The organism is Acaricomes phytoseiuli DSM 14247, from assembly GCF_000376245.1.
GTDB lineage: Bacteria > Actinomycetota > Actinomycetes > Actinomycetales > Micrococcaceae > Renibacterium > Renibacterium phytoseiuli.
This window is the reverse complement of the sequence record NZ_AQXM01000063.1, coordinates 48585-74867: the sequence shown is the minus strand read 5'-3', so window position 1 is coordinate 74867 and position 26283 is coordinate 48585. Positions and strand designations below refer to the sequence as shown.

At 62.4% G+C, this 26283-nt stretch carries 25 protein-coding genes and 2 pseudogenes; 3 read left to right on the top strand and 24 right to left on the bottom strand.

Annotation, left to right across the window (positions count from 1 at the left end):
- Positions 1-57: 57 nt before the first annotated feature.
- The 3 genes from C501_RS0110350 to C501_RS13255 all read right to left on the bottom strand — a co-directional run bounded on the left by C501_RS0110350 (position 58) and on the right by C501_RS13255 (position 3851).
- Positions 58-1749 carry a ribonuclease J gene (locus tag C501_RS0110350; RefSeq protein WP_026174824.1) on the bottom strand — a complete coding sequence of 564 codons (1692 nt, stop codon included), beginning with the start codon at positions 1747-1749 and terminating at the stop codon, positions 58-60.
- Positions 1746-2693 (bottom strand): 4-hydroxy-tetrahydrodipicolinate synthase, encoded by a 948-nt coding sequence (dapA, locus tag C501_RS0110345; protein ID WP_018135553.1) that lies wholly within the window; start codon positions 2691-2693, stop codon positions 1746-1748. Before dapA ends, C501_RS0110350 begins: the two co-directional genes overlap by 4 nt.
- Positions 2694-2777: 84 nt before the next feature.
- Entirely contained in the window at positions 2778-3851 is a 1074-nt protein-coding gene (locus C501_RS13255; protein WP_169332134.1) for a lytic transglycosylase domain-containing protein, read from the bottom strand.
- A 634-nt stretch (positions 3852-4485) separates the two neighbouring features.
- On the opposite strand from C501_RS13255, the gene C501_RS13250 reads away from it, so the two are divergent.
- Entirely contained in the window at positions 4486-5094 is a 609-nt protein-coding gene (locus C501_RS13250; protein WP_018135550.1) for a GDSL-type esterase/lipase family protein, read from the top strand.
- Here C501_RS13250 and C501_RS0110330 read toward each other — a convergent pair.
- The 8 genes from C501_RS0110330 to modA all read right to left on the bottom strand — a co-directional run bounded on the left by C501_RS0110330 (position 5076) and on the right by modA (position 10835).
- Positions 5076-5549 (bottom strand): hypothetical protein, encoded by a 474-nt coding sequence (locus C501_RS0110330; RefSeq protein ID WP_018135549.1) that lies wholly within the window; start codon positions 5547-5549, stop codon positions 5076-5078. The two genes, C501_RS13250 and C501_RS0110330, sit on opposite strands and share 19 nt — an antisense overlap.
- Positions 5550-5553: 4 nt before the next feature.
- Positions 5554-6330, bottom strand: coding sequence for a 4-hydroxy-tetrahydrodipicolinate reductase (gene dapB, locus C501_RS0110325; RefSeq protein ID WP_018135548.1), 777 nt, complete (start codon positions 6328-6330; stop codon positions 5554-5556).
- A complete protein-coding gene (locus tag C501_RS0110320) occupies positions 6327-6827 on the bottom strand; it encodes a molybdenum cofactor biosynthesis protein MoaE (protein ID WP_018135547.1) in 501 nt (166 codons plus the stop codon). The genes dapB and C501_RS0110320 overlap by 4 nt, the downstream gene beginning before the upstream one ends.
- Positions 6817-7323, bottom strand: a complete 507-nt coding sequence (locus tag C501_RS0110315; protein ID WP_018135546.1) for a MogA/MoaB family molybdenum cofactor biosynthesis protein — start codon at positions 7321-7323, stop codon at positions 6817-6819. Before C501_RS0110315 ends, C501_RS0110320 begins: the two co-directional genes overlap by 11 nt.
- The gene (gene moaC, locus C501_RS0110310) at positions 7320-7820 is read right to left on the bottom strand and encodes a cyclic pyranopterin monophosphate synthase MoaC (RefSeq protein ID WP_026174822.1); all 501 of its coding nucleotides are present in this window, start codon (positions 7818-7820) and stop codon (positions 7320-7322) included. The genes C501_RS0110315 and moaC overlap by 4 nt, the downstream gene beginning before the upstream one ends.
- A 95-nt stretch (positions 7821-7915) precedes the next feature.
- Positions 7916-9127: a molybdopterin molybdotransferase MoeA gene (locus C501_RS0110305; RefSeq protein ID WP_018135544.1), complete on the bottom strand. Its 1212-nt coding sequence runs from the start codon at positions 9125-9127 to the stop codon at positions 7916-7918.
- A 62-nt stretch (positions 9128-9189) separates the two neighbouring features.
- Positions 9190-9996, bottom strand: a complete 807-nt coding sequence (locus C501_RS0110300) for an ABC transporter permease (RefSeq protein WP_018135543.1) — start codon at positions 9994-9996, stop codon at positions 9190-9192.
- Positions 9993-10835, bottom strand: coding sequence for a molybdate ABC transporter substrate-binding protein (gene modA / locus C501_RS13245; protein WP_018135542.1), 843 nt, complete (start codon positions 10833-10835; stop codon positions 9993-9995). Before modA ends, C501_RS0110300 begins: the two co-directional genes overlap by 4 nt.
- 98 nt (positions 10836-10933) lie before the next feature.
- On the opposite strand from modA, the gene moaA reads away from it, so the two are divergent.
- Complete coding sequence (gene moaA, locus C501_RS0110290) at positions 10934-12019, top strand: GTP 3',8-cyclase MoaA (RefSeq protein WP_018135541.1); 1086 nt, start codon at positions 10934-10936, stop codon at positions 12017-12019.
- 1 nt (position 12020) lies between these two features.
- Positions 12021-12284: a MoaD/ThiS family protein gene (locus C501_RS0110285; protein WP_018135540.1), complete on the top strand. Its 264-nt coding sequence runs from the start codon at positions 12021-12023 to the stop codon at positions 12282-12284.
- Between the two features lie 20 nt (positions 12285-12304).
- Here the strand turns inward: C501_RS0110285 and C501_RS13240 are convergent.
- From C501_RS13240 to truB, 13 genes and pseudogenes are all read right to left on the bottom strand, one after another.
- A pseudogene (locus C501_RS13240) lies at positions 12305-13801 on the bottom strand (alanine/glycine:cation symporter family protein).
- A gap of 238 nt (positions 13802-14039) precedes the next feature.
- Positions 14040-15101 (bottom strand): LPXTG cell wall anchor domain-containing protein, encoded by a 1062-nt coding sequence (locus C501_RS0110275; RefSeq protein ID WP_018135537.1) that lies wholly within the window; start codon positions 15099-15101, stop codon positions 14040-14042.
- A 174-nt stretch (positions 15102-15275) separates the two neighbouring features.
- Positions 15276-15716: pseudogene (locus tag C501_RS14955) on the bottom strand (Ig-like domain-containing protein); the annotation flags it as partial.
- A gap of 214 nt (positions 15717-15930) precedes the next feature.
- Positions 15931-17298: a M16 family metallopeptidase gene (locus C501_RS0110270; RefSeq protein ID WP_018135536.1), complete on the bottom strand. Its 1368-nt coding sequence runs from the start codon at positions 17296-17298 to the stop codon at positions 15931-15933.
- 125 nt (positions 17299-17423) lie between these two features.
- Positions 17424-19643 carry a polyribonucleotide nucleotidyltransferase gene (locus tag C501_RS0110265; RefSeq protein WP_018135535.1) on the bottom strand — a complete coding sequence of 740 codons (2220 nt, stop codon included), beginning with the start codon at positions 19641-19643 and terminating at the stop codon, positions 17424-17426.
- A 243-nt stretch (positions 19644-19886) separates the two neighbouring features.
- Complete coding sequence (gene rpsO / locus C501_RS0110260; protein WP_018135534.1) at positions 19887-20156, bottom strand: 30S ribosomal protein S15; 270 nt, start codon at positions 20154-20156, stop codon at positions 19887-19889.
- 598 nt (positions 20157-20754) lie between these two features.
- Complete coding sequence (locus C501_RS0110250; protein WP_018135532.1) at positions 20755-21726, bottom strand: bifunctional riboflavin kinase/FAD synthetase; 972 nt, start codon at positions 21724-21726, stop codon at positions 20755-20757.
- A gap of 44 nt (positions 21727-21770) precedes the next feature.
- Positions 21771-22307 (bottom strand): DUF4345 domain-containing protein, encoded by a 537-nt coding sequence (locus C501_RS0110245; protein ID WP_018135531.1) that lies wholly within the window; start codon positions 22305-22307, stop codon positions 21771-21773.
- Between the two features lie 169 nt (positions 22308-22476).
- Positions 22477-23670 carry a zinc metalloprotease gene (locus C501_RS13235; RefSeq protein ID WP_211206373.1) on the bottom strand — a complete coding sequence of 398 codons (1194 nt, stop codon included), beginning with the start codon at positions 23668-23670 and terminating at the stop codon, positions 22477-22479.
- A 119-nt stretch (positions 23671-23789) separates the two neighbouring features.
- Positions 23790-24401: a GNAT family N-acetyltransferase gene (locus C501_RS13230; protein WP_018135529.1), complete on the bottom strand. Its 612-nt coding sequence runs from the start codon at positions 24399-24401 to the stop codon at positions 23790-23792.
- A 19-nt stretch (positions 24402-24420) separates the two neighbouring features.
- Positions 24421-24957 carry a hypothetical protein gene (locus C501_RS0110230; protein WP_018135528.1) on the bottom strand — a complete coding sequence of 179 codons (537 nt, stop codon included), beginning with the start codon at positions 24955-24957 and terminating at the stop codon, positions 24421-24423.
- Positions 24926-25309 (bottom strand): hypothetical protein, encoded by a 384-nt coding sequence (locus C501_RS0110225; RefSeq protein WP_018135527.1) that lies wholly within the window; start codon positions 25307-25309, stop codon positions 24926-24928. Before C501_RS0110225 ends, C501_RS0110230 begins: the two co-directional genes overlap by 32 nt.
- Positions 25302-26282: a tRNA pseudouridine(55) synthase TruB gene (truB, locus tag C501_RS0110220; protein ID WP_026174819.1), complete on the bottom strand. Its 981-nt coding sequence runs from the start codon at positions 26280-26282 to the stop codon at positions 25302-25304. Before truB ends, C501_RS0110225 begins: the two co-directional genes overlap by 8 nt.
- Position 26283 lies beyond the last annotated feature (1 nt).

The following is a 26283-nucleotide window of genomic DNA, read 5'->3' as shown; positions in this document are numbered from 1 at the left end:
AGGCACAGTGCAGCAAGCCAATACCGTGCTCAACTGCTCCCAAGTGATGGGTTTGAGCTAGACCTCTAGCACCAGGGGGATGATCATCGGGCGGCGGCGCAGCTTCCGACTCGCCCAGGTGCCCACTACCCGGCGGACCACCTGCTGCAGCTGGTAGTTCGTATGCTCTTTCGAGGTGGTGACAGCTTCTTCGAGGGTCTCGGCGATCTTCGGCACGATCTCCTCGAAGACGCTGGGGTCCTCGGCGACGCCGCGCGCCTGGATCTCCGGGCCGGAGACGATCTTCCCCGTGGTCTGGTTGACCACGGTCACGATGGAGATGAAGCCTTCTTCGCTCAGGATCCTGCGGTCCTTGAGATCGGTTTCGGTCACTTCGCCCACGCTCGAGCCGTCCACGTAGACCAGACCGCATTCCACTTGGCCGACGATCTTGGCGTCATGGTCTTTGAGGTCCACCACGGTGCCGTCATCCGCGAGGATGATGTGCTGCGGAGGCACCCCGGCCAGCTCTGCGAGCTTGCCATTGGCGATCAGATGCCGAGTCTCCCCGTGCACCGGCATCACATTGCGCGGTTTCAGGATGTTGTAGCAGTACAGCAGCTCCCCTGCCGCAGCGTGGCCGGAGACGTGTACCTTGGCATTGCCCTTGTGGATCACATCGGCGCCGAGCTTGAGCAACCCGTTGATCACGCGGAACACCGCGTTCTCGTTTCCGGGGATGAGCGAGGACGCCAGGATCACGGTGTCCCCCGTGCCCACCTGGACCCGGTGATCGCCATTGGCCATCCGGGAGAGCGCAGCCATCGGCTCGCCCTGGGATCCGGTGGACATCAGCACCACCTCGGAGTCGGGGAGCTTTTCGATGTTCTTGAGGTCCACCAGGGTGTTATCCGGTACGTGTAGGTAACCCAGTTCCGCGGCGATGCCCATATTGCGCACCATGGAGCGGCCGACGAAGGCGACTTTGCGCCCGTGAGCCGCAGCGGCATCGAGAACCTGCTGGACCCGGTGCACATGCGAGGAGAACGATGCGACGATGATGCGCTTCTCCGCCTGGCCGAAGAGCCTGTCCAGGGTGGGGCCGATCTCCCGTTCGGCGGTGGTGAAACCGGGCACATCGGCGTTGGTGGAATCCACCATGAAAAGGTCGATGCCTTCTTCGCCGAGTCTGGCGAAAGCCCGCAAATCGGTGATCCGACCGTCCAGCGGCAGCTGATCCATCTTGAAGTCGCCGGTGTGCAGTACCGTGCCGCCCGCGGTGCGGAGGAAAACCGCCAGGGCGTCCGGAATGGAGTGGTTCACCGCCACGAATTCGCACTCGAAGGGCCCCAGCTGCTCTATCCGGCCTTCTTCGACGGTCATACTGAAAGGCTTGATCCGGTGCTCCGCGAGCTTCGCTTCGATGAGTGCCAGAGTCAGCTGAGAACCGATCAGGGGAATATCCTGGCGCCTCCGGAGCAGATAGGGCACGGCACCGATATGGTCTTCGTGACCGTGAGTGAGCACGATGGCCACGATGTCATCGAACCGCCCCTCCAGATAAGAGAAATCGGGAAGGATCAGGTCGACGCCGGGCTGGGTCTCGTCCGGGAAGAGCACACCGGCGTCAACGATCAGGATCTTGCCGTCGATCTCGAAGACCGTCATATTGCGGCCAACCTCGCCGAGGCCACCAAGTGGGACTACGCGCAGAGTCCCGGGCTCCAGTGACGGTGGCGTATGCAATCCGGGTTGAGCAGTCTGGGTCATGGCAGAACCTCCTGTTTCAGATCTTTCAGATCAAAGTCAAGGTCAAGTGAACGAGCCGCCTCGGCAAGGTCCGCAAGCACGGGCTCGAGCTCCTGAGCGGTCGGCGTGACCAGCGGTAAACGGACTCCCGGTTCCGGAAGCAGGCCTTGCCAGTGCAGGATCTGCTTCGCTGCAACCGCACCCTGCAGATGAGTCATGACCGCGCGGATGAGCGGGTCCAGGTCGAAATGCGCCTGCCGCGCCGTGCTGAAGTCCCCGGCGAATGCCGCATCGACGAGCTCTCGGAAACGGCGGGGCGCGATCTGCGCGGTAACGCTGACAACTCCGACAGCGCCGGCGGCCATCAGCGGCAGAGTCAGTCCGTCGTCACCGGAATAGACGGCGAGATCAGTCGCGGAAAGCACCCGCGTCGTCGCGGTGTAGTCGGCTTTGGCATCCTTGAGCGCCAGAATTCGGGGGTGCTCCGCGAGCCGGAGAATCGTTTCCGTGGCGATCGGCACGCCGGATCTGCCAGGGATGTCATAGAGCATGATCGGCAGTTCCGTGGCATCCGCGATGGCGGTGAAGTGCGCCTGCAGACCTGCTTGGCTTGGTTTGTTGTAATACGGCGTGACGAGCAGCAGCCCATCCGCCCCGGCCTGCTGCGCGCGTTTCGATAGCGAGATGCTGTGCGCGGTGTCATTGCTTCCGGTTCCGGCGACGATCCGGGCCCGGCCACCGACGGCCTCCACCACGGCGCGGAACATTGTGACGTTCTCTTCATCGGTCAGTGTGGAGGTCTCCCCGGTAGTACCCGTGACCACGAGTCCGTCACATCCGGAATCGACCAGATGAACCGCGAGCGCCGCGGCGCGTTCTGGATCAACCGTGCCGTCAGAAGCGAAAGGAGTGACCATCGCGACCGAGAGACTGCCGAAGGGCTGATCGCGTGATGGAGTATCCATAAGCTCAGCCTACCCTCTGCCGCTTGAAGACTGGGCAGCCCGGCAACTGAGCGCAGACTCTGTTACATGATTACAAGCCCCTGATCACAGCTCCGGGACGTTCGAGGGCGTCATCGATGCCGAAGGCGTGGGTGACACCGAGAGCTTCGGGGGTGCTGATGAAGCCGGAGGAGATGAGGGCTCCGGCGCGGGAGCCGTCGGCTCTGGTTCCGCAGGCTTGGGCGACTCAGGCTTGGGTGACTCAGGCTTGGGTGAATCGGGCTGCGGCGATTCCGGCTGCGGCTGATCTTTTTCAGCAGGATCCGGAGATTCCCCGCGACCTCCCTCTCTGGTGTCCTCGCTGCTCAACGGCGGTTCGGCCGGGGCGTTCGGTTCACCGGTGAGGCTCGCGTACCTGTCTGCCGCGGAGCGGACCGAGCGAGTGTACTCGACCGAGTGGTTGTAGGAGAGCACTGCTTGCATCCAGCCCTCTGAGCTTGCCATCGACATCCCGCTCGCGCAGAGATAGCGGGCAGCGCTGATCACCGCATCGTCGATGTTCTGCGGATCAGCTTTGCCATCGGCATTGGCATCCGTCCCCCAGCGGGCCCAGGTAGAAGGGATGAACTGCATCGGGCCCATAGCCCGATCCCAGTCCCGATCGCCGTCAAGACGCCCGCCGTCGGTATCGCGAATCCCCGCAAATCCTTCTCCATTGAGCACCGGGCCCAGAATCGCGGGCTGCGCTACACCGTTCTCATCCAGCGCCGAGCCCTGGAAGCGGCTGTGATTCGATTCCACCAGACCGATTCCCGCGAGGGTCGGCCAGCCCAGCTGACAACCAGGCTGAGTCCTGGCCAGGGTCGCCGCTGCTCCCCAATAAGCTCTCAGAGGACGAGCGGGAATCCCGGTGATTCTGGAGGTTTCGGCGAGCCAGGCCGGATCGGGTTCGGTCAGCCCCTGGCTGGCTGAGCTGACATTGATCCAGCTGGAGCTGACCCCGATTTTCGCCAGATCGTCTCCTGCCAGGCCTCCGGAAACGACCACGGAGGCCTGAGCGGCACGCCATACCACGGCGCCTTCGGACTGTGCCGCCGGAGGCTGTCCCTTGGCCTGTACGTGATCCTGCGATGGCGTCAGGGACAGCGCGGTGCTCGCGGAGAAAGAACCGATCGCCAAGGCGCTGGCCAGTCCCAGGGCTAGTATCGGGGGGCCGAAACCTCGGTATCCTCTGCCTCTGCTTCGCCATATTTTCTTCGGTGCGCTCGAGGTCTTCAGCTCCATCGAGAATCCCTTGCTATCTTCGACAGTCGCTTCCGCGCACTGCCAACCCGGATACACATCTAAAACACAGTGATAACTTCAGGATTGCTCCTATCACCCGAAAGTACAAGAGATTTTCTTATCTAATCTCTCAGCGTTTACAGAGAAGACCGGTATTCAGGGGTTTCCGGAATCGGGCGGCCACAGAAATATCCTCCTGATGCTTCAGGTTCAGCAGAACTACTCATCCGGCTAACCCGGTGGTTACCGGCGAAGGCTACAATGGCGCCGTGTCCTCAGCCCGGTCGCATCAGCGGCCTGCCTCCCCGGCTTGTTTCCGGCTCGGCCGGCTAGCCGGCCGAGGACGTGCCCTGACCGCCCTGTGCACCACCGCCGGCACTGCTGCCGGTCTCGGTGCCGCCGCCATCATGCTGTTCCGGGCTCAAGGCAGGCTAGCCAGGAAGCGGATCGGCAAACCTCTCGGCGAACTGGCCCCCCCCAGGCGGATAGAACATATAAGAAAAAGCTAGGCGATCCGCTCCAGCTTCTGGTGCTGGGCGATTCGATCGCGGCCGGCCTCGGGGCGGAGCGTCCCAAAGACACTCTGGGGGCACGCCTGGCGCGCGGCCTGGCCAAGCGTTCCGAGCGCGCCGTTCGGTTGCACACTGCGGCGGTCGTCGGCAGCGAATCCAGCGCGCTCGCCCAGCAGCTCTCTAACCTGCCGGAGGACTATCGGCCGGACCTGGCGGTGATCGTCGTGGGCGGTAACGATGTGACGCACCGGATTCCGCCGGGGCAGGCATGCAGCCGGCTGGCTGCGGCTGTTGAGGCCCTGCAGAAGCTCGGCGCCTCGGTGGTTATCGGCACCTGCCCCGACTTGGGCACGCTGCGCCCGGTACCGCAACCGCTGCGGTCGGTTGCTTCCCTGGCCTCGCGTCGCATGGCTGCATTGCAGGCGCAGACTGCTCGCCGCTGCGGAGCTGAGTACGTGATGCTGGGGCGGATCGTCGGGCCGATGTTCCGGGACGAGCCGGAGGCGATGTTCTCCATCGACCGTTTCCACCCCTCCAGCACCGGATACCGGCGCACCGCAAAAGCTATGCTCCCGGTGCTGCTTCGGCAGTTATCGGCCCCGGAAGTTCAGCCGCCTGCACTTTGAGGGCCGGATAGTGCTGGTCCCGAGCGGTAGAGGTGGATCGCGTAGCGCATAGCGGATCTGGCGCGTTTGCGATCCTGGGCAGCATCGTAAGCGCAGGAAAGCCGGAACCAGGAGCGCCAGTCATCGGGAGCGGCTTCGGCTTCCAGCTGGTATTTGCGGAACTCGGCATCGGCTGCTTCCCGGTCGATCCGGCCGCCGGGGCTGCGCGGCAGATCATCCACCGGCAGGCCGCCTTCTTCGGCCAGTATCCCGGCGAGTTTCTCCGTTCTGGCCCCGAACGTCAGCTCACGGATCATCGCCCAGGCGCCGATAGGAGGCAAGACCAGAAGCGCAGCTCCGAGAAGCTTGGCCTGCCACTGCGGATCAGCGATCAAGAGTACCGCGCGCTGAGTGAGCACCACCAGATAGAACACCAGCAGTACGCAGATCAAACCGACCCAGATTTTAGTTCGCACTCGATCAGCCTTCCAGATCCAAGTAGCTATCTAGCCCGTAACTCAAACCGGGCCTGTCGGTCACGGCGCGCAGGGCGAGCAGAATGCCGGGCATGAACGATTCCCGGCCGAAAGAATCGTGGCGCAGGCTGAGCTGCTCGCCCGGCGAACCGAGCAGCACTTCCTGGTGCGCGGTGAGGCCGGCCAGCCGCACGGAATGCACCGGGACGCCTGAAACATCAGCACCGCGAGCGCCAGCTTGAGCGCTTTCGGTGGCGTCAAGGGCGGGGGCCACGCCCTGGCGCGCCTCAGCGATCAGTTCCGCGGTCCGCATGGCGGTTCCTGAGGGCGCATCGATCTTCTGCGGGTGATGCAGTTCGATGATCTCCACCGAACTGAAGTACTTCGCCGCCTGGGCCGCGAACCGGGTGGCCAGTACTGAGCCGAGGGCAAAGTTCGGTGCGATCAGGACGCCCACCCCCGGGTGCTCCGCGAGCAGACCGCGCAGCCGATCGCGCTGCCCTTCATCCCAGCCGGTAGTGCCCACCACAGCATGAAGATCGTGCTGTACGGCGAAGCGGACGTTCTGCTCACTCGCCGCAGGGACGGTGAGATCGACGATGATCTCCGCCCTGGCCTCGAGCAGGCGCACCAGCGGATCATGCCGGCCGAGTTCCGCGACGAGTTCCAGATCCGGCGCGGCCTGGATGGCTTCAACAGCGGCTCTGCCCATTCTGCCGCCTGCGCCGAGCACGGCGACCCGGGGCAGCGCAGCGTTCGCGGGCGCATCCGGTGGTGTCATGCCCCCAGCCTATCGGCCGCTCCGAGACGATCCGCGCCCGGGTCTTCCGGCATGGCGCCCGCAGCGACCCACTCTGCAGTGCCGTCCGTGAAGAACTGCTCTTTCCAGATCGGCACCTCGGCCTTGATTCGGTCGACCAGCTCGGTGCAGGCGCTAAAAGCAGCCGCGCGGTGCGCTGAGGCAACGGCGCAGACTAAAGCCGGATCACCGATGGCGAGCGCGCCGGTCCGATGCGCCACCCAGATCCGGACACCCTGAGGTGCAGCGTCGTACTTCTGCGCTACCTCGGCAGCTATCCGCTGCAGAACCTGATCCGCACTGGGATGAGCCGAATAAGACAGGGAATCCACCTTCCGGTCGCCGTCGTGATCCCGGACGACGCCGGAGAAACCGACGACGCCGCCGAACTCCGGGCCGTCCACCGCGCTGAGGGCTGCTGGCAAGTCGATCGGCGTTGCGGTCAGGGCCGCGTGGACGAGCGGGCTTTCAGTGCTCATGGCTTCCCCCGATCTGGGCCAGAGCATGATCGAGCATCGGTTCGAGGATCTTCAGCGCATCCTTGATGCCCCCGGCTGATCCGGGAAGGTTCACAATCAGCGTGCTGCCCGCGATACCGGCGCAGCCGCGACTCAGATCAGCCATCGGCGTATGCTTCCGGCCGGCGGCCCGGATAGCTTCCGGAATTCCGGGGATCTCGCGATCCAGGACGGTCCGGGTCTGTTCCGGGGTGAGGTCATCGGGGGTGAGGCCAGTGCCCCCTGTGGTCAGGATGAGCGCCGGGCTTTCTGCAAGCAGGTCGACCAGTGCCTCGCGCACTGGATCGCCGTCGGCGACGATCCGCGCCTCGCGTACCCAGAACCTCTGCTCGTGCAACCAGGCGGCAAGCAGAGGCGCGCTCTGATCCGGCCTTTCACCTCGTGCAGCACGGCTGGAGATCACCAGGATCCTGGCGGCACGCTGCATGGCCTTGGGGTCGATTCCCTGCCCCGTCATTGTGCTGCCTCGGTTCGGTCATCGGGCAGCTGGTAATCCCCTGATGCCCCGCCGGATTTCGAGAACAGCCGGATATCTGAGATCGTGGCGCTCTTATCCACGGCCTTGATCATGTCGTACAGCGTGAGCGCGGCGACTGACGCCGCGGTGAGGGCCTCCATCTCCACCCCCGTGCCGGCGGTGGTCTTCGCCTCGGTGCGGATCTGCACCCGCCCGGGGAGGATTTCGAAGTCGACCGCAACTTTGCTCAGCGGAAGCTGGTGACACAGCGGGATCAGCTCCGAGGTGCGCTTGGCCGCCATGATCCCCGCGATCCTGGCCACGGCGAGCGCATCCCCTTTGGGCAGACCGCCCTCGGCGATCAGTTCGGTGACCTGCTGCGTGGTCTTCAGCACTGCCTCAGCAGCTGCCAAGCGCAGGGTCGTCTGCTTCGCCGAGACATCGACCATCGTGGCCGTGCCGTTCTCATCCACGTGACTCAAAGGGTTGGACATCATTCATTCACCGGCTTTCCGAACCATGTAGCGAAAATCTAGGGGGATTCTAGCGAGACCCGGACCCGCTGAAACCTTGCAACTCAGTGGAGTCCAGGTCATAGCGGCCATACCTCTACTTCTGTGCCGGCAGCAGCATCTGTCAGGCCGACCGGAAGGTGCACTAGAGCATCCGACTCGGCCAGGGCGTGCAGCAGGTGCGAACTCGGGCCGCCGAGTAACTCTACCCCTTCCGGGCGCAGCCTGGCACGGCGGATCTGATGTTTCGTCTCAGGGCTGCGCACGTCCTCGAGCAGTGGTAACCGCAGTATCGGGCGGTCGCCGGCCAGCAGGGGTCGCAAGAAGACTTCGAAGGACACCATCGCGCTCACCGGGTTGCCGGGAAAAGCCAATAACGGCAGGGCCGGGACGCTATTTTGCTCCCCAGACCGTTGCCCGGTCAGCCGCCCCAGCCCCTGAGGGCCGCCGGGCTGCATCGCCACCGGGCCGAATTCCACTTCGGGAAAAGCCTGGCGGACCACTTCGAAGGCTCCCTGGCTGACCCCTCCCGTGGTGATCAGTACGTCGAGGTCGGGTATCTCCGCGAGGGATTCGCGCAGCGCATCAGGGTCATCGGAGGCAGCAGGCAACGCAATCGCGAGTGCACCGGCTGATTCGAGAGCCGCGCAGAGCATAGGAGTATTCGCATCGTGAATAGCCCCGGGACTCGTCGAGGCCTCCCCCGATTCCCGGTTCGCCGGAAGCAGCTCATCCCCCGTGCTGAGCACTCCAACCCGCAGCTGTCGCAGGACCGTCACCCGGTTCAGGCCGAGAGCTGCGATGAGTCCCAGCTGCGGCGGCGTGAGCTGGGTGCCTTGACGCAGTGCGAGCTGACCGATGTGAATATCGCTGCCGCGCCTGCGGATGAAGTTTCCGGGCTCCATTGGCGGCAGTTCCACGGACTCCCCCGGATTCAGGAAAGCGCTCGGGCGGGTTTGCTCTACGGGTGCGACCGCATCCGCGTTTGAAGGCACCGGAGCGCCGGTCATAATCGGCGCGGCTTCTCCGGGTCCGAGCTGCCTGGTTTCCGTACTGCCCGCAGGAATCGCTGACAGTACGGTGTAGGTGTTCGCGAGGTCTCCTGGTGGGCCGGCCGCGTAACCGTCCATCTGCGAGTTATCGAAACCGGGCAGGTCCACCGGGGCTAGCAGGTCCTCAGCGAGCACACGTCCCCGCGCGAGGTCGAGAGGAATCGTCTCCTCACCGAGGCCCTGGAGCGTAGGTGAAAGAAGTTCCGCTACTGCTTGCTGATGATCCGCGATGCTGCGCACACCTTCATCTTCTCAGCACACGGGGCTTGTCGGGGCATCGAGTGCGGAACGGCGTATCCGGTTCAGCGCGTCGGAACAAGACGCAGCGCCCCGCTGCGGGCCAGAATCAGCACGATGAGATAGATGCAGATCAGCATCAGGGAAAGGCCCAGAGCCGCTTCCGGCTGATTCGAGTTAAGGCTCAATTCGATCTGCAGCGGCAGGGTCCTGGTGCGCCCGGCCACGGACCCCGCGAAGGTGATGGTGGCCCCGTACTCGCCCAGAGACCTGGCGAAGGCCAGCAGCCCTCCTGCCAGCAAGCCGGGCAGCGCCAGCGGCAGGGTGATATGCCGCAGGATCTGCGTGGGGCCTGCACCGCTCGTCGCCGCGGTGAGCTCCATTTCGGGTTCCACCGCGGTGATCGCGGAGAGCCCGGCGACCACGAAGAAGGGCAAGGAGACGAATACCTGCACCAGGATGACTGCCAGCGGGCTGAACCCGGTCTCGATGCCTAGCGCCCCGAGCGGCTGCCCGGCCAGGCCTCTGCGCCCCCAGAAATACAGCAGGGCGATACCGGAGACCACTGGGGACAGGACGAGCGGCAGCAGGAGGATGCCACGGGCGGAAGTCAACCAGGGCCCGTGCAACCGGGCGAAGAGAACGGCCAGCGGGGTGCCAATGACGAAGCAGATCACGGTGGAGATACCGGCGGTCGTCAGGGAGAGGCCTAACGATTGCAGGACCTCCGGGGCGCTCAGGAGCCGGGGCAGCTGGGCCCAGGGGACATTGATGATGAGGGCCAGCAGCGGCCCCGCGCAGAGGAAGAGCCCGATACCCGCTGGTAGCCAGAGCCACCCCGGAATGAGGGTCCGACGGAGCAGACAGGTCATTGCCCGCCCTGGGCGGCGGCGCTAGCGGATGGCGTCGGCGCAGGGGTGTTACCCGGCAGGCAGGGCCCGACACCGGCTTCCGCGAAGATCTGCTGCGCTTGCGCTCCGCTCAGCCACTGCTGAAACGCCGTGGCAGCTTGCCGGATCTCTGCCTGGTCGGAGTTAGTCGTCACCAGGGCCGGGTAGCGGTTCGGAGCCGGGTCGTCGAGGGGAATGCTGGTCACGCCCTGAGACTGGGCCGCCACCGCATCGGTGGCGTAGACGAATCCGGCGTCGACCTGCCCCGCGCTGACCTTGCTCAGCACTGAGCGAACATCGTTTTCCTGGCTCGCTCCCTGCACCTGGAGTCCGGCTGCGTCCAGCACTCGCTGCGTAGCACGACCGCAAGGCACGGCAGGAGCGCAGATAGCAAGGCGCTGGTTGGCTGCAGCATCGGCGAGGTTGCTGATGTTCGCCGGATTGCCGGGCGCCACCGCCAGGACGATCTGGTTGGTTGCCACTACCTGGTACTCCGAGAGGTCGCGCCCGCTTCCGTCCAGGTTCACTAGAGATTGCTCGTCGGCCGCTACTAGCACATCACCTGGTGCACCGGACTTCAGCTGTTCGACAAAAACCTGGCTTCCGCCGAAACTCGTGGTGACGTCGACATCAGGTTGTTCCTGGGCGTATGCAGCGACCAGCTGGGGCATCACGTCGGTAAGGGAGGCCGCTGCCAGAACCGTGATCCCGGTTCTCTGCGCAGTGGGCTGGGAGTCGCTATTGCACGCGGAGAGCCCGGTGATCAGGATGAGTGCGGTTGCCAGGCCTATGCCGGCACGGCCGATGCGAGCGGTCTTCATACCCTGAGCCTAAGCGTTCACTGTGATCAGCGCAGCTTAAAAGTTTTTCGCAACTCGGAAATCTGCAGGAGAACGAGACAAGATGTAGCGTTAAGGGCATGGAAATCATCCCGCGGCGGGCAGAGCAGGGTTGGCATAACCCCGGTGATTCCAAGACGGGGCTGCTTGACCGGTTCGGCCGACAGGCCACTGACCTGCGGATCTCGCTCATCGATAAGTGCAATCTTCGATGCACTTATTGCATGCCTGCCGACGGCCTCGAATGGCTGCCGCGCCAGTTGCTGATGACCCCGGAGGAGATCCGGCGGCTCGTGCGCATCGGGGTCGATGATCTCGGCGTTCGGGAACTTCGGCTCACTGGAGGTGAACCTCTCGTCCGAGCGGATCTGACGGATATCATCGCAGCGATCCGCGAAGACCACCCGACGCTGCCGGTTTCACTGACCAGTAACGGAGTGGGGCTCGACCGCAAAGCGGAGGCGCTCAAGGCCGCTGGCCTGACCAGGATCAACATCTCCCTCGACTCTCTGCACCACGGCACCTTCGAGCAACTGACCCGGCGGCCCTTCCTGGACCGGGTGCTCAGCGGTATCGATGCCGCACTTGATGCCGGTCTGGCTCCGCTGAAGGTCAACGCCGTGCTTCAGCAGGGCATCAATGACGCCGAGGCTCCGGAACTCCTGGACTGGGCGCTGCAGCGGGATATCGAGCTGCGGTTCATCGAACAGATGCCCTTGGACGCTGATCAGAGCTGGAGCCGAGAGGGTATGGTCAGCGCAGCGCAGACGAGGGAGCTGCTCCGTAAGAGTTTCCGGCTGGATCCGGATCCTCGGCTGCGCGACGGCGCGCCCGCTGAGCGTTTCGAGGTCCGCGCACACGGCTCCGGCCCGGAGTCTGCGGTGCTGGGAGTCGTTGGCGTGATCGCCTCTGTTACCGAGCCTTTCTGCGCTGACTGCCGGCGTACCCGGATCACCGCGGAGGGCAAGGTGATGAGTTGTCTGTTCTCGCGTGAGGAAACCGATCTGGCTGATCTGCTGCGCTCCGATGCTTCCGATGAAGCGATCGCGGAGCGCTGGCGCGAAGCCATGTGGGGTAAACCTCGGGCGCACGGCATGGGGCACACCGGGCTCGATTCACCGGATTACGTCCGCCCGGGGCGCAGTATGAGTACGATCGGCGGCTGAGATGAAAGTCCGTTACTTCGCTGCGGCGCGCGCTGCCACCGGGGTGGATGAAGAAGTACTGGAATCCTTCGCGGGAAATCTGGGCGAGCTGATCGCCGAGCTCACAACCCGATATCCGGAGTCCGCTTCAGCCAGCGCTCCGCCCTTGTCCGAGCTGCTGCCGCGCTGTTCTTTTCTGCATAACAGCACGGCGCTGCGTGACGACGGAACCAGCATGAGCCTCGGCGACACCGTTGATGTCCTGCCGCCTTTTGCGGGCGGCTGAGCGGCTCTCAGCGCTAAACCTCACGGCGTCTTGGACGGAGCCCGGGATGAGCTGCGCTGCCAGGATGAACCTCTCTGGTTACCGGCCTTCCAGTCCGTCCCGCCGGGCTCACCAACCATGAAGGTCTCGATCTGCTCCTTGTTCGCCATGAGTTTCGGATCGTTCCGGAGGTAGTGTCTGGTCTCCCTGGCGACAAGGCCGGCAAGGATGATCAGCCCGATGAGATTGGGCAGGGCCATGAGCCCATTCATGAGACCCGAGAAACTCCATACGACTTCGAGCTGGATGGTGGCACCGATCAGAATGACCACGACGTAGACCAGGCGCTACGGGGTGACGAGCTTGCGCCCGAAGAGTCTTTCGACATTCCGCTCCCCGTAGTAGGCCCAGCCGAGCATTGTGGAGAAAGCGAAGAGCACTAGGGCCAAGGTGACGACCCAGTGACCCCACTCCCCGGGCAAGCCGGTGCTGAACGCTTCACCGGTCATGGTCCCGGGCTCCCTGCTGGTCCAGACCCCTGTGCTGATCAGGACCAAGGCGGTCAGGGTGACGACGATGATGGTGTCGATGAAGGTCTGGGTCATCGACACCAGCCCCTGCCGCACCGGGTGCGTGGTCTGCGCGGCTGCAGCGGCGATTCCCGCCGAGCCCAAGCCTGATTCGTTCGAGAAGATGCCCCGGGCGACTCCGAACTGGATCGCGTACATGACCGCAGCGCCCCACAGACCACCGGCGACTGCTTCAGGGTTGACACCGGCTCCGGTGAACGCGCCCATGAAGATCTGGGCGAAAGCAGCCGGGATCTCGGCGATATTGACCGTCAGGATGTAAAGCGAGGCAACGACATAGGCGACGATCATGATCGGCACGAGCGACGCGGTCACCCGTCCGATCGAGCGGACGCCGCCGATCAAGACGACGAGAGCCACACCGGAGAGGATGAGGCCGGTCAGCAATGCCGAGACTCCAGCTGAGCTTTCCAGATTCGTTGAGATGGCATTCGCCTGCGCCATATTTCCCGCCCCGAAGGAAGCCAACATTGCCATCAAAGCGAAGCTGACCGCGAGGATGGTGCCCAACGGGCCCCTGATGCCCAGCTGCAAGTAGTACTGCGGCCCACCGGTCTTCTCCCCCGCCACATCCGTACGCCGGAAGCGGACGCCGAGAAAAGCCTCGGCGTATTTAGTGGCCATTCCGACGAGGCCTGTGACCCACATCCAGAACACTGCACCGGGGCCGCCCATACTGATCGCCCCGGCCACACCGACGATATTGCCGACCCCCACCGTGGCGGCGAGAGCCGTGGTTAGCGCTTGGAACTGAGAGATGTCTCCCTCTGCATCATCGTCTTTGCGCCGTAGCAGGCCGAGTCGCAGCGCGACCCCTAGACGCAGCAACTGAATACCGCCGAAACGCACCGTGAGGTAGATGCCCGTGCCCAGCAGGAGAGGTATCAACACGAAAGGGCCCCAGACAATGCCGTTGATCGCTGTGAGTATCGGCAATAACTGATCCATACAGGCCCTCGCCTCTCGTCAACACTGACGATTGTCGTTACTAGATATAAGTGAGAACGCTAACACAAGGTTTCGATGAATGGTGACTAGATTTCCAAGCCGGTTTCCGATACTTCGCCCTATCGCGACTCTCATCTGTTCAGAGGCTTTCCTGCGCTTCTGCCCCACCGCCCGGGAAGCGCAAGTGGTGGCCCTCTTCATGTGCTGAGGGCCACCACTTGCGTTTCCTAGCGACAGATTAGTGCTTACGCCTGCGCATCGTCAGGAGCAGAGCTGCTCCGGCGAGCAGGACAATGCCTCCAACCACAAGGGCCGATGACGCCATCCCAACACCGGTTACGGCTAGATCGTCATCACCGTTCGTTCCCGTAGTCACGACCGGATCACCGGTAGCCGTCGTCTCTGGCTCTCCAGTCGGAGGCACCGTAGTCGGAGGCACCGTAGTCGGGGGCACCGTAGTCGGGGGCACCGTAGTCGGGGGCACCGTAGTCGGCGGAGTAACCGTGCCGAAGTAGTTTTCCACCGTGATCCCGGCACTTCTGCCCGCGGTAATGGTCACAGCGGAACCGACAGTACTGCGATCCGCCCCTCCCGCTTCCTTCTCCGTGGCAGAGCAGACACTACCCGCTCGGACTATCGAAGCAAGAGTCTGCGAATTCGCCTCCGTGGCTTCGTCGAAGACCAGTTCACGGGGGAACGTCGGCAACGATGAACCGTCTGCAACACAGTTGAGTTCGATCCGATAGGGTCCTACTGCTTCAGCTGCCCGCGGGCCGGTGACCTCTTTAGTCACCAAAACCCGACCGTATACGCTATCTCCCTCGCCACCTGGCCACACATAGGGGGCATCCGATTCAGTGGTCACTGCCGGTTTCCCCTCAGCCGGAGTGCGTACGGTCTGCACCGGGTAGGGGCCGGTGAACTGACGTTCTTCAGCCCTGCGCTTCAGTAGGATGCCGTCACCAGTGTCACGGAGCCCCGCGGTCTCTCCACCCACTGAAAGCGTGAACCCGTATCCATCGCCTTGGATCGGGGTGTAGCTCATCGTGACAGTTGTGTCAGTACAGCTGAGGATCCGCATGCCCAGAGGGTTGTTTGCATCGTTCACGGAATAAGGGACCGTTTGCTGTTTACTGGGCCCGTAACGGTATCGCATACCAGCCCCCGAATCCGCAGAAGTCACGGCTTCGCAGTTGAATTTCGCGTATTCACGGACGCTCGGGTCAATCGTGAACGTGGTGGTCTGAAGAACACCGATATCTGCACTGTCAAAAGCTGGGGAGGAATAATGATATGCCATCCCATATTTCGGCGAGACATTTCTCTGGAATATCGTTGTTAACTCACTGAACCACGGATTTTCTGAGTAATCCATGGTCAGCCTCCCAGCGGAGGACGTTTGATTTGAAGAAGAAACATCAATGGATTGAGTGGTGAGGCGTGGCCAATTCCTGATAACAGGGCTTAGCGGAACGCGGAAACTCGCGGAAAATTCACCCATAGATTCAACCGATGAGGAAAAAGTCAGCACAAAAGTCTGACCGGATCCGCTGACAGTACCGATCACGGTTCCATCCGGAGTAGTGATCTGAATGTCCTGAACATTGCCTTCGAGGTGGTCCGGCACCGTAAAGGTAACCGTATCACCGGGGTTTCCTGAACCTTCAGGAATCACGAACGACCAGTTGGAAAGAATCGTGCTGGTCGGGGAAATGGTCGAACCGTCCTCCGGACTTACCAGCTCAGAACTCAGATTCGTGATCCGGGCCTCAGCAGCTGATGCAGGAATAGCAGCTCCCGTTATCAGCAAGGCGAATATTGCTAGTAACGGAAACAGTAAGCGCCTCCGTCTTCCCCTAGCTTTTTCATCGCCCCCCCAGGCCCAAAATTTGGTTTTAGATTTTGGTCTAAACATGACCTACGCTTTCGCCTCGATGTATTTAATTGGGGGGAAGCTCAATAGTTACTCGGATTAACGGAGGTTGTCAAAGCTACCCATGGGTAACCAAATCGAGAGTTGCTTACTGGCAGCCTTGAACACTTTTCACCTGGCGAAAAATAGTTAAGCATTTAAAATTTCGCGAACTGAAATCGACTGGCTCATAAACCTGTGATCAAAAGGGTTCTGCTCAAAAGTTGAAGAGCTCTCCCTCAGAAAAAGGTCCGACTATCAGCGTGGTGCGCGGGGCCTCCATCAGCTCCACCGCGAGCTCGCGGACCTCCCGTGCCGTCACCGCACGGATACGGGCCAGGGTCTCGTCGATATCCAGGAATTCCCCAGTCACCAGTTCCGCCCTACCTAGACGCGACATCCGTGAACCGGTGTCTTCAAGAGCCAGCACGATACCACCGGAGAGCTGCCCGATAGCTTTCTCAAGCTCCACCGGGCTCAGCTTCTCCGCAGCCAGACGTGCTAGCTCGGCATCCATCAACCCGAGCACCTGCGCCACCTTCTGTGGGGCGCAGCCCGCGTACATACCGAAATAACCGGTGTCGGCATAACTGGTGGAGAACGAATACGTGGCATAAGCTAGCCCGCGCTTCTCCCTGATCTCCTGGAAAAGTCGGGAGGACATGCCCCCGCCCAAAGCGGCGTTGAGAACACTCATGACGAAGCGGCGTTCATCCGTGGCCACGAGGGCCGGACAGCCCATGATGATATTCGCCTGCTCGACCGCACGCGGAATCACCTGAACCCCGGTCTCCCCCATGATCTCCACAGGTAGAGCGGTACGGCGCGGAGCAGGATGTGCCTCTGGCTCAAGCACCCAGCCACTTCGCTGTAGAGCAGCCTCGACCTGCTGGCAGACCAGATCATGATCGAGGCTTCCGGCAGCCGTCACCACCAGCTCATCCGGGCGGTAATAACGCTGGTAATGATCGTACACAGCCTCACGGGAGACCCCACGAATAGCTTCTGGCGTCCCCCCGATCGGCCGGCCCAGTGGGTGATCGCCGAGCACCGCACGAGCGAACTTCTCATGTGCCACATCTGTGGGGTCATCGGCGTCCATGGCGATCTCTTCGAGGATCACTTCGCGCTCGGATTCGAGCTCTGCCGGGTTCAGCGATGCCGAGGTCACCATATCCGCGATCACGTCGATCGCCAGGGCGAGATCCCGGTCCAGCACCCGGGCGTAGTAGCAGGTGCTCTCCTTGGCGGTAGCCGCATTGGACTCACCGCCCACTTCATCGAAGGCTGCCGCGATGTCCAGGGCGCTTCGCTGCGCGGTGCCCTTGAAGAGCAGATGCTCCAGGAAGTGAGTCGCGCCGTGCTGCCCCTCGCCTTCATCCCGGGAGCCCACGCCGACCCAGAAGCCGATCGTCGCGCTACGCTGACCGGGCATCGCTTCCGTCAGCACCCGCACACCTCCGGGCAGCACTGAACGCCGGACGATGGACCCTCCGGGCACCCCCGCGATGAGCGTGGGGTCCCCGGTGCTGAGATCCAATCCGGTGGGCTGATGAGAAAGGTGCGAAAGCTTGATGGCAGGCATAGATGTCGATTCTATTCCCCTGTGCACAGAACACCCACTTTCGACTAAAATGCGGAGGACCCCACGCCGTAGCGTGGGGTCCTCCGCATTTCGCGTTCTCAGAGCTCCGCTCCGAACCTGCAGGCTCAGCCTTCGGTGACACCGACTTCTTCACCCTCGGCGATCACCGGGGCGAGCGAGAGCTTGCCGCGGTCGTCGATCTTGGTGATCTCCACCTGGATCTTCTGGCCCACGGAAACCACGTCATCGACGTTGTCCACGCGCTTGCCGTCGTTGATCTTGCGCAGCTCGGTGACATGCAGCAAGCCGTCCTTACCCGGAGTCAGGGAGATGAACGCGCCGAAGGTCGTGGTCTTCACCACGGTGCCCAGGTAGCGCTCCCCGACCTCAGGAACCTGCGGGTTGGCGATGGCGTTGACCGCCGAACGCGCAGCATCAGCCGAGGGGCCGTCCACGGCGCCGATGTAGACCGTGCCATCGTCCTCGATCGAGATGTCGGCACCGGTGTCTTCCTGGATCTGGTTGATCATCTTGCCCTTGGGGCCGATGACCTCGCCGATCTTGTCCACCGGGATCTTGACCGCGATAACGCGCGGCGCGAACTCGCTCATCTCATCAGGCTCGTCGATCGCCGCGTCGATCACATCGAGGATGTGCAGCCGGGCCTCGCGGGCCTGCTTGAGCGCAGCGGCCAGAACCGAAGCCGGAATGCCGTCGAGCTTGGTATCCAGCTGGATCGCGGTCACAAAGTCACGGGTGCCGGCGACCTTGAAGTCCATATCACCGAACGCGTCTTCCGCACCCAAGATATCGGTGAGGGCCGCGTAACGCTTCTGGCCGTCAACCTCATCGGATACCAGACCCATGGCGATGCCGGCGACGGGAGCCTTGAGCGGCACACCGGCGTTGAGCAGCGACAGGGTCGAGGCGCAGACCGAGCCCATCGAGGTGGATCCGTTGGAGCTCAGCGCCTCGGAAACCTGGCGGATCGCGTAAGGGAACTCCTCGCGGCTCGGCAGAACCGGCACGAGCGCCCGCTCGGCCAGGGCGCCGTGGCCGATCTCCCGGCGCTTGGGCGAACCCACCCGGCCGGTCTCACCGGTGGAGTACGGCGGGAAGTTGTAGTTGTGCATGTACCGCTTGGTCTTCTCCGGAGAGAGCGAATCGATCTGCTGCTCCATCTTGAGCATGTTCAGCGTGGTGATACCCATGATCTGGGTCTCGCCGCGCTCGAAGATCGCGGAGCCGTGCACCCGGGGCAGGACTTCGACTTCAGCGGTGAGCTGGCGGATATCCGTCAGGCCGCGGCCGTCGATGCGAACCTGATCCCGCAGGATGCGCTGCCGGATCACGTTCTTGGTCACCGAGCGAAAGGCTGCGGAGAGCTCTTTCTCCCGGCCTTCGAACTGGCTTCCCGCAGCAGCCAGCTGTGCCAGGACTTCTTCTTTGAGCGCGTCCGCAGCAGCTTCGCGCTCCTGCTTATCAGCGATCTGGAAGACCTCGGTGAGCTTGGCTTCAGCGGAAGCCGCAACAACCTCATAAGCGTCTTCTTCGTAATCCAGGAAGACTGGGAAGTCGACCGTGGGCTTGGCAGCACGTGCGGCCAGCTCGGACTGAGCTTCGCAGAGCGCGCGGATAAACGGCTTGGCGGCCTCCAGACCTTCTGCGACGACCTCCTCGGTCGGGGCTGTGCCGCCCTCTTCCTTGACGAGCTTCCAGGAGTGATCCGTGGCTTCGGCTTCCACCATCATGATCGCCACGTCATCACCGGTCACCCGACCGGCGACGACCATATCGAAGACCGCGTTCTCCAGCTCGGATTGACGCGGGAAGGCGACCCACTGGCCGTCGATGAGGGCGACGCGCACACCGCCGATGGGGCCGGAGAACGGCAGCCCGGAAAGCTGCGTGGACATCGACGAGGCATTGATCGCCACGACGTCGTAGAGCTCATCGGGATTGATCGCGAGCACGGTCACGACGATCTGGACCTCGTTGCGCAGGCCCTTGACGAACGCCGGGCGCAGCGGCCGGTCCATGAGACGGCAGGCCAGAATGGCTTCCGTGGACGGCCGACCCTCACGCCGGAAGAAAGAGCCGGGAATGCGGCCGGCAGCGTACATCCGCTCCTCGACATCCACCGTCAACGGGAAGAAGTCGAAGCCCTCACGGGGGTGCTTGCCCGCTGTCGTAGCGGAAAGCAGGGCGGTGTCATCGTCGATGTACACCATGGCAGCGCCAGCGGCTTGCAGGGCCAGGCGACCCGTTTCGAAGCGGATGACCCGCTTGCCGAACCGGCCGTTGTCGATCACAGCCTCAGTAAATTGAATTTCGGGACCCTCCATCTGAGAGTCACCTCCGTTTCTTATCTTGTCTTCTCTTGCGACAGAAGCAGCTCAACCTGGCCTATCTGGTCTTCGATCGAGGCTTACGGCCAGGACTTTCCTTCATCCTGCCCGGCAGCCACTACCGAGGACCACGATGTACCGCGCTCAGCGGGTATCTGCCCTGAGTGTTTTCATTTGTCTTTCCGCCTGCTCCGAACGGGGCCGCATTCCGAGTGGAATGCGGCCCCGTGAGCAGCGGTCTTAGCGGCGCAGGCCGATCCGCTCGATGAGCGAACGGTAGCGCTCGATGTCAGTGTCGTGCAGGTAAGTCAGCAGCCGACGGCGACGACCCACTAGGCCCATCAGACCGCGACGGGTGTGATGGTCATGCTTATGGGTCTTGAGGTGCTCGGTCAGGTCGGAGATGCGCCGAGAAAGAAGCGCGATCTGAACCTCAGGCGAACCGGTGTCGCCCTCAGAGGTTGCGTAAGTGCTGATGATTTCCTGCTTGACAGCGGCGTCTAGTGCCACGATAACTCCTTGGTTAGTGCCGTGCGGCCCGATAGTTTTTGCACCATCGAGATCGAATTTCTCTCATGTTGAGTGAACTTCGGAATCCAGCCGCCACGGACCACAGCCGAATTCAACTTCCCAGTTTACTCAGGGCAGTGAGTAAGCACCTAATTCGTACCCCGCGTTCAGCCTGCGTTGGAAGAGTCAGCCCGGTACGCGCTCCGGCAGTGACGGCAGGCTCGGGGAACCTGGACGCGCCGGGATCCTACTCATTCACCATATGGTAGATAAAAACCTGATCCGAAGTGGCAAGGCGAACCTCAGTTACGGGACGCTCCTCGTGCACAGTGTTCATGACATAGATCCGTGCCACCGCAATCTTCGCGTTCTGCGGAATGTCCAGTAGAACCGAAGCAGTCCAGGGACAGAGATCGTTGGTCGAGCCGTCAGTCTGCGATGAACACTCCGGCCATGGACATCACCACAAAAATTCCAGGTCATGCGTTCTATATGGGCGACGATTCTGGCCACACTCATAGCTTGCCCTAGAACCATTCTCGAGAAGCGCCTACAAAAGAGACTTCCACAAGAGAACTATCGACCCGCAAGGAAGAAATCATTCAGCTTTGTCTGTTATCCCCAAGACGTCATGAGCTTGTTCTACATCGGCGCGCATCTGCTCGATCAAGGCGGGCACCCCGGCATAGGCGACCATACCCCGCAATCGGCGCACGAACTCTACCTGCACTGTCTGCCCGTAGAGGTCGAAATCCTCGACGGCTTCCACCGGCCGATCGATGACATGGGCCTCAACCTGGCGACGAACACCAGTGAACGTCGGGTTGGACCCCACAGAAATCACCGCCGGCCATCGCGTGCCATCTGCATCCACGAGCCAGCCCGCGTAGATGCCGTCTGCGGGCAATAAACCCGAGGATTCCGGAGCCAGATTCGCGGTGGGGAACCCCAGCTCACGGCCGCGGGCTGCGCCATGAACCACTTCGCCGCGCACATGGTGATACCGGCCTAGCACTTCGGCGGCGGTGGCGACATCACCGCGCTCCAGCGCCTCGCGGACCCAGGTGGAAGAGCAGCGCCGATCTGCGCCGAATTCATCCACTACCTGAACGTCGAAGCCATAGACCCCACCAAGATTGCGCATCGTGCCCAGATCTCCGGAATTATCACGACCGAAGCGAACATCCTGGCCGATCACCACCAGCTGGGCTGATAAGGCATTCACGAAAACGGACTCCACGAATTCCTCGGGACTCTGCTGCGCGAACTCCAGGGTGTAAGGAATGACGAGCACCGCATCGACGCCGATGCCGAGAATCTGCTGCACCCGGTCGGCGAGCTCCATGATCTGCTCCGGCGCGTGCTCCGGACGATGCACCTGGGCCGGGTGAGGATCGAAAGTAATCACCATCGAAGTCAGCCCAGCAGCGGTTGCCGCAGTGACCAGCCCTGCGAGTACCTGCTGGTGGCCACGGTGCACACCATCGAAGTTGCCCAGGGTTACTGCGGTAGGCCCCAGATCCGCGGGAATTTCAGCCAGCCCTCTGAGCCAGCGCCTATCGCCGGACATACTGTGTTGTTGTTGGTCTGCCACAGTCTTCACCGCAGTCCGGATCAACCCCGGGCTGCGGCGGTCCCCTGATAACTGCGGCGCAGTTGCTGAGTCCGGTTGATCCAGAGATACCAGACAACGATAACCGGAGGGACTACCAGCTCGACAATCATCATCAGGATCATGAGAACGTTCGGCAGCCCGCTCAGTGCCCAAGAGAGTACCCGTGCAAGTCCCCCGAGGAAAACCGTGGAGCACACGAAGACCAGGATGTTGGCCCATTCGAATTTGATCGCAATGGCCACGAAAGCCGCGCCCACGCCGATGAGCAGCGCAGCGAGGAAGCGGTAACCGCTCTCCAGGGTGGGGTTGACCGCCTCGATGGCGTCCGGCAGAGCCTGGGTGCCCAAGGCGACACCGTAGACGCCGAATCCTGCAAGCAGCACACCAATGGCCCCGACGACGATGCGGAAGACCTTCCAGTCGGCGACTTTCTGCTCGGCTTCAGTCTGCGCAGGCGCCTCGAGCGCACCTGCATCAGGTGCGGTTTCGGCAGCAGCCGCCAGCGGATCCCGCTGCGAATCGCGGCTCTCGGTCATTCTCATGTCCTTCCGGGTACCAGGTACTCTGACCTTGCTATGTTCTCACGCTCTGCACTTCCCGCCGAAACGACCCGAGGAGCAGCGCCTGAAGAACCCGGAATAGCCCGAGAGGCGCGCTGCACCCGATAACGGTCAACAGCGCACCCCTCGGGGCATTCAGTACTGCTCAGGGGCGGATATCCCGTTGGAGAAGATCCCATTGAGCCTTGGTCAGCTCCGGTTCCGGAGCGAGCTCCGGCGCAGGCAAGGAGCTGTTGCTGCTGGCCCCAGCGCCTACCGAGCCTCCGGAGAAACTCAGCGAAGCCCAGTTGTTCTGAGCCGTCTGAGTACTGCGATTATTGTCATTGTTGATGTCCGCGCTGATCGAGCCGCTGCTGATCGAGCCGTCGCAGTTCCAATCGATCGGCCGGTCCGCCGATGCGCTCGTGGTCCGCTTCGTCCGATCAGGGCAGAAATAACTGGTCCGCCAGGCTGCTGCAATACTGCCCAAGCCGTTGGATTCCCGCAGCGATGACTCATTCAGAGCAGCCGGAGCGATATTCGAATAACCGAAATAAAGCGAACCATCCGCCTTGGGCACACCGCCGAGCTGGAAAGAATAATTCATCACGCTCAGGTAGTTCGGCTTGTAGTTGGCGTTGTCGGTACCGCCATGGCGTAGACCGAGGGTGTGCCCGAGCTCGTGCACAAAGGTGCCTACTTGCACGTTGTCGGTGGCTCGCCAATTACACTTCGGGCCTACCGTTGCGATGAAAGTATCACCGGGAATACCGAAAGCCACCCCACTGGAGCAGCCGCCGTCGTAGGAGTCCCCCCAGAGCATATAACGGAAGATCTTCGCCCGGTCGCTGTCGAAGTTGGTCCGCTTGATCGCGTTGACCTCGCTTTGAGACGGGTTGAGATCGTCATCGTAAGGGACCTGGTTGCCACCACCGAGGTCATAGGTTGTGCCGCTGGCCGAGCCGGCATCGAGGTGGAGGGTGATCCCGGATGTGCCATCGGGGTTGCTCACGGGAGCGGGGGCGAAGACTTTCCGCATCCGGTCCAGTGCAGCAGCAGAAGGAAGTCTGCCCTGCATATATTCCATTTCCACGAAGAGGTCCTTACGCCGGGGGTCAGCGCCCATCGCCGGCAGGTCGACATCGATCACGCCGTTTCCATCAGCGTCGTAACCTTGGGTTTCCCAGACGTCCGGCAGGCCATCGCCATCGGTGTCCGTGAGTGCAGCATTAGCTGCGGGTGCCAGGAAAATACCCATCACCAGCGGTCCGGCAACGCCGGTGATGCCCAAGAGGGCTACAGCTCCGCTGGTCAGCAGGCGAAAAGCGCGACGCCGCACAGGCAGGTCATGAATTATCACGTGCAGTACCTTTCACTCATAGGGCTGCCTCGCCACCCCCTGACCGCGGCCCTGTGACTGTGTCCGGATTTCGGGCACAGAGCTAATAAAGCTGTGAAACCTGAAAAAATGGTGGAAATTCACTGTTCTTTCAGCTTCTGTTTGCCCATAGAGTCCGGGCCCAGCCACGGCTCGCAGCTCCCCGTGCTTTCACCACGACGCAAAGAGAGCAGCCACATATCGGTGCTCATGCCGTGGTAATCGCCGTAACCGCGCAACAACGCCTCGAAGCGGAACCCGGCTTTCCAGGCGAGCTTCCGGCTGGCCCAGTTGAGCGCCGAACAGAACCAGTAAAGAAATTCCAGCTCGAGCTGCTCGAAGGCATATCCGACCAAGAGCCGGACCGCCCTGAGCGAGACACCGCTCCCCCGAGCTGCAGAACCCATGCTGATTCCGAGCTCAGCCGTCCCGGCGCGGAACTGATGCAGGTCGATAGTACCCAGCAGCTGCTGCTCCGCCGCCGACCTCGTCACCGCGAAAGTGTGCCGGTCACCGCGGCTCCAGCCCTCGGCGATCATCCCGGTGAGGAAATTCCGCCCGTCCTCCTCGGTATAGGGCGAAGGCAGGGAGATCCACTGCTGACTCTGCGGATCCTGACCCAGCTGCAAGACTGCGGGCAAGTCCTCCAATCGAGGCTGACGCAGCAAAACTGTGCCATCATCAAGCCGGGGAACTTCGCTAACTTTCGGCATCTCAAGCCCCTCCCAGATCTCAGGATCCGGCGTGATCTGAAGACTCTGCGGAGCGGACCGTCAAGGGCCTGGTCCGGTACAGCCAGATCAGCCCCAGGATCGGCAGCAGCAACGGCACGAAACCATACCCCCGGCCGAAACCGGTCCATACCGTGTCATGCGGGAAAGCGGCCGGGTCGAGGATACCCGCCACTCCGATCACCAGTACGCCCACTAGTTCCACCAGGACGGCCACCAGCGAGATCCAGTACCAGCGGCGGCCGCGCTGGGCGAGAGAAATCGTTGCAACGACGTAGACCGCGGCGGCAAAAGCGGAAAGCAAGTATGCAACCGGTGCTTCATCGAATTTTGTCGCGATCTGGAACCCAGCCCGGGCGCTGGCGGAAAGAGCGAAAACTGCGTAGACGAGCACCAACAAGCGCCCCGGGCCGGTGGCCCGGGGTCCGCCGCGCAAAGATGCGCCGGTGCCGCGCTCTGCCTTGGTTCCGGTGTCTTTCACGTCTTTCACGAACTCTGCCTCCGGTTCAGCCGACGGCTCCGGATCCAGCAAAGCCATACCAGATCTGCTGCATCCGGAACATCATGACGATAATGATCAAGCCTACTGAGGCCAACACGAAGTTGCTCCATCTGCTTCGCTCCAGAATCGACCAGTAAGCCGCCCCCAACGGGATCACCAAAGCGGTAACCATGTACCCCCAGAATTCCCATGCGGCACCCACAATAGGCTCTCCCGCCGCTACGCGGACGATACTAGCTACCAGGTAGACCAGCAAGAAGAGCTCCACAGCCGCGACCGCAAGCAAAGTGACATCATTGGGCGGTTTCTTGGCTAGCCCGGCGATGAGGCAGATCAGCGTAGAAACCAGGGCGATAATCAGCCCCGCCCAGAACCAGAGATCAGGCACCCTGTACCCTCCCGGATTCGCCCTGCTTCAGTTCAGCTTGCTCGGCGAAGACCATCAGGGCCCGGGCATTACCGGCCTTGGGCCCTATCGGCTGAAGCAAGGCGATCAATGAACCGTCCGGGGCGAAAGCCGCCGTAGGCTGCGGCTCATCGCGCGCTTCGGACGCTTGCTCCGACGGCAGCACCGGGATCTTGCGCCCGAAGGAGAGCTCCCGCGCCTGCGCCGCAGTCACTTCCCGGACCGGTAGGAGCATCCGGGCTGCCTCCGCCATCGGAACCACGGCATCAGCGGGTTCGGCGCTCGCGAGCTCATCGAGACTACTCGCCCCGGTCACCGAATACGGCCCCACCACAGTGCGCCGCAGGGCAGTCAAATGACCACCAACGCCCAGGGCTCTGCCAAGATCCCGGGCCAGGGCGCGGATGTAGGTTCCCGAGGAGCATTCCACGGTCACCTGCAGGTCAAGGAATTCACCTTCCGGACCCGCGAGATTCCGGTGCTGTACCTCGAAGCGGCTGACGGTGACCGGCCTGGCTGATAACTCGACGTCCTCACCGGCGCGCACCCGAGCATAAGACCGCTGGCCATTGACCTTGATCGCACTGACGCTACTAGGGATCTGTTCGATATCCCCGGTGAGCGCGGCGATCGCGGCGTCCACCCGGGCGTCTGCTTCGGCTGAACCATAGCAGTCTCGGGCAGAGCGAGATTCCAGAATCTCGCCCTCGGCATCATCGGTTACCGTGGTCTGCCCCAAGCGGATCGTCGCGGTGTAGGTCTTCTGCGTGCCGACGATGTAGGTCAGCAGTCTAGTCGCCTTGTTCACACCGATCACTAGAACCCCGGTGGCCATGGGATCAAGAGTCCCGGCATGGCCCACCTTGCGGGTTCCCAGCAGCCTGCGCAGCTTGGCCACCACATCATGGCTAGTCCAACCCTTGGGTTTGTCGACGATCACCAGTCCGGAAAGCACA

Coding starts and splice junctions, on each gene's coding strand:
- C501_RS0110315 (WP_018135546.1), bottom strand. CDS start 7,323: ATGACGGGGCAGGGAATCGACCCCAAGGCCATGCAGCGTGCCGCCAGG.
- C501_RS0110320 (WP_018135547.1), bottom strand. CDS start 6,827: ATGAGCACTGAAAGCCCGCTCGTCCACGCGGCCCTGACCGCAACGCCG.
- C501_RS0110285 (WP_018135540.1), top strand. CDS start 12,021: ATGAAAGTCCGTTACTTCGCTGCGGCGCGCGCTGCCACCGGGGTGGAT.
- dapA (WP_018135553.1), bottom strand. CDS start 2,693: ATGGATACTCCATCACGCGATCAGCCCTTCGGCAGTCTCTCGGTCGCG.
- C501_RS0110250 (WP_018135532.1), bottom strand. CDS start 21,726: ATGTCCGGCGATAGGCGCTGGCTCAGAGGGCTGGCTGAAATTCCCGCG.
- moaA (WP_018135541.1), top strand. CDS start 10,934: ATGGAAATCATCCCGCGGCGGGCAGAGCAGGGTTGGCATAACCCCGGT.
- modA (WP_018135542.1), bottom strand. CDS start 10,835: ATGAAGACCGCTCGCATCGGCCGTGCCGGCATAGGCCTGGCAACCGCA.
- moaC (WP_026174822.1), bottom strand. CDS start 7,820: ATGATGTCCAACCCTTTGAGTCACGTGGATGAGAACGGCACGGCCACG.
- C501_RS0110350 (WP_026174824.1), bottom strand. CDS start 1,749: ATGACCCAGACTGCTCAACCCGGATTGCATACGCCACCGTCACTGGAG.
- C501_RS13230 (WP_018135529.1), bottom strand. CDS start 24,401: ATGCCGAAAGTTAGCGAAGTTCCCCGGCTTGATGATGGCACAGTTTTG.
- C501_RS0110265 (WP_018135535.1), bottom strand. CDS start 19,643: ATGGAGGGTCCCGAAATTCAATTTACTGAGGCTGTGATCGACAACGGC.
- C501_RS0110245 (WP_018135531.1), bottom strand. CDS start 22,307: ATGACCGAGAGCCGCGATTCGCAGCGGGATCCGCTGGCGGCTGCTGCC.
- C501_RS0110230 (WP_018135528.1), bottom strand. CDS start 24,957: ATGGCTTTGCTGGATCCGGAGCCGTCGGCTGAACCGGAGGCAGAGTTC.
- C501_RS0110275 (WP_018135537.1), bottom strand. CDS start 15,101: ATGGCATATCATTATTCCTCCCCAGCTTTTGACAGTGCAGATATCGGT.
- C501_RS0110300 (WP_018135543.1), bottom strand. CDS start 9,996: ATGACCTGTCTGCTCCGTCGGACCCTCATTCCGGGGTGGCTCTGGCTA.
- dapB (WP_018135548.1), bottom strand. CDS start 6,330: ATGACACCACCGGATGCGCCCGCGAACGCTGCGCTGCCCCGGGTCGCC.
- C501_RS0110270 (WP_018135536.1), bottom strand. CDS start 17,298: ATGCCTGCCATCAAGCTTTCGCACCTTTCTCATCAGCCCACCGGATTG.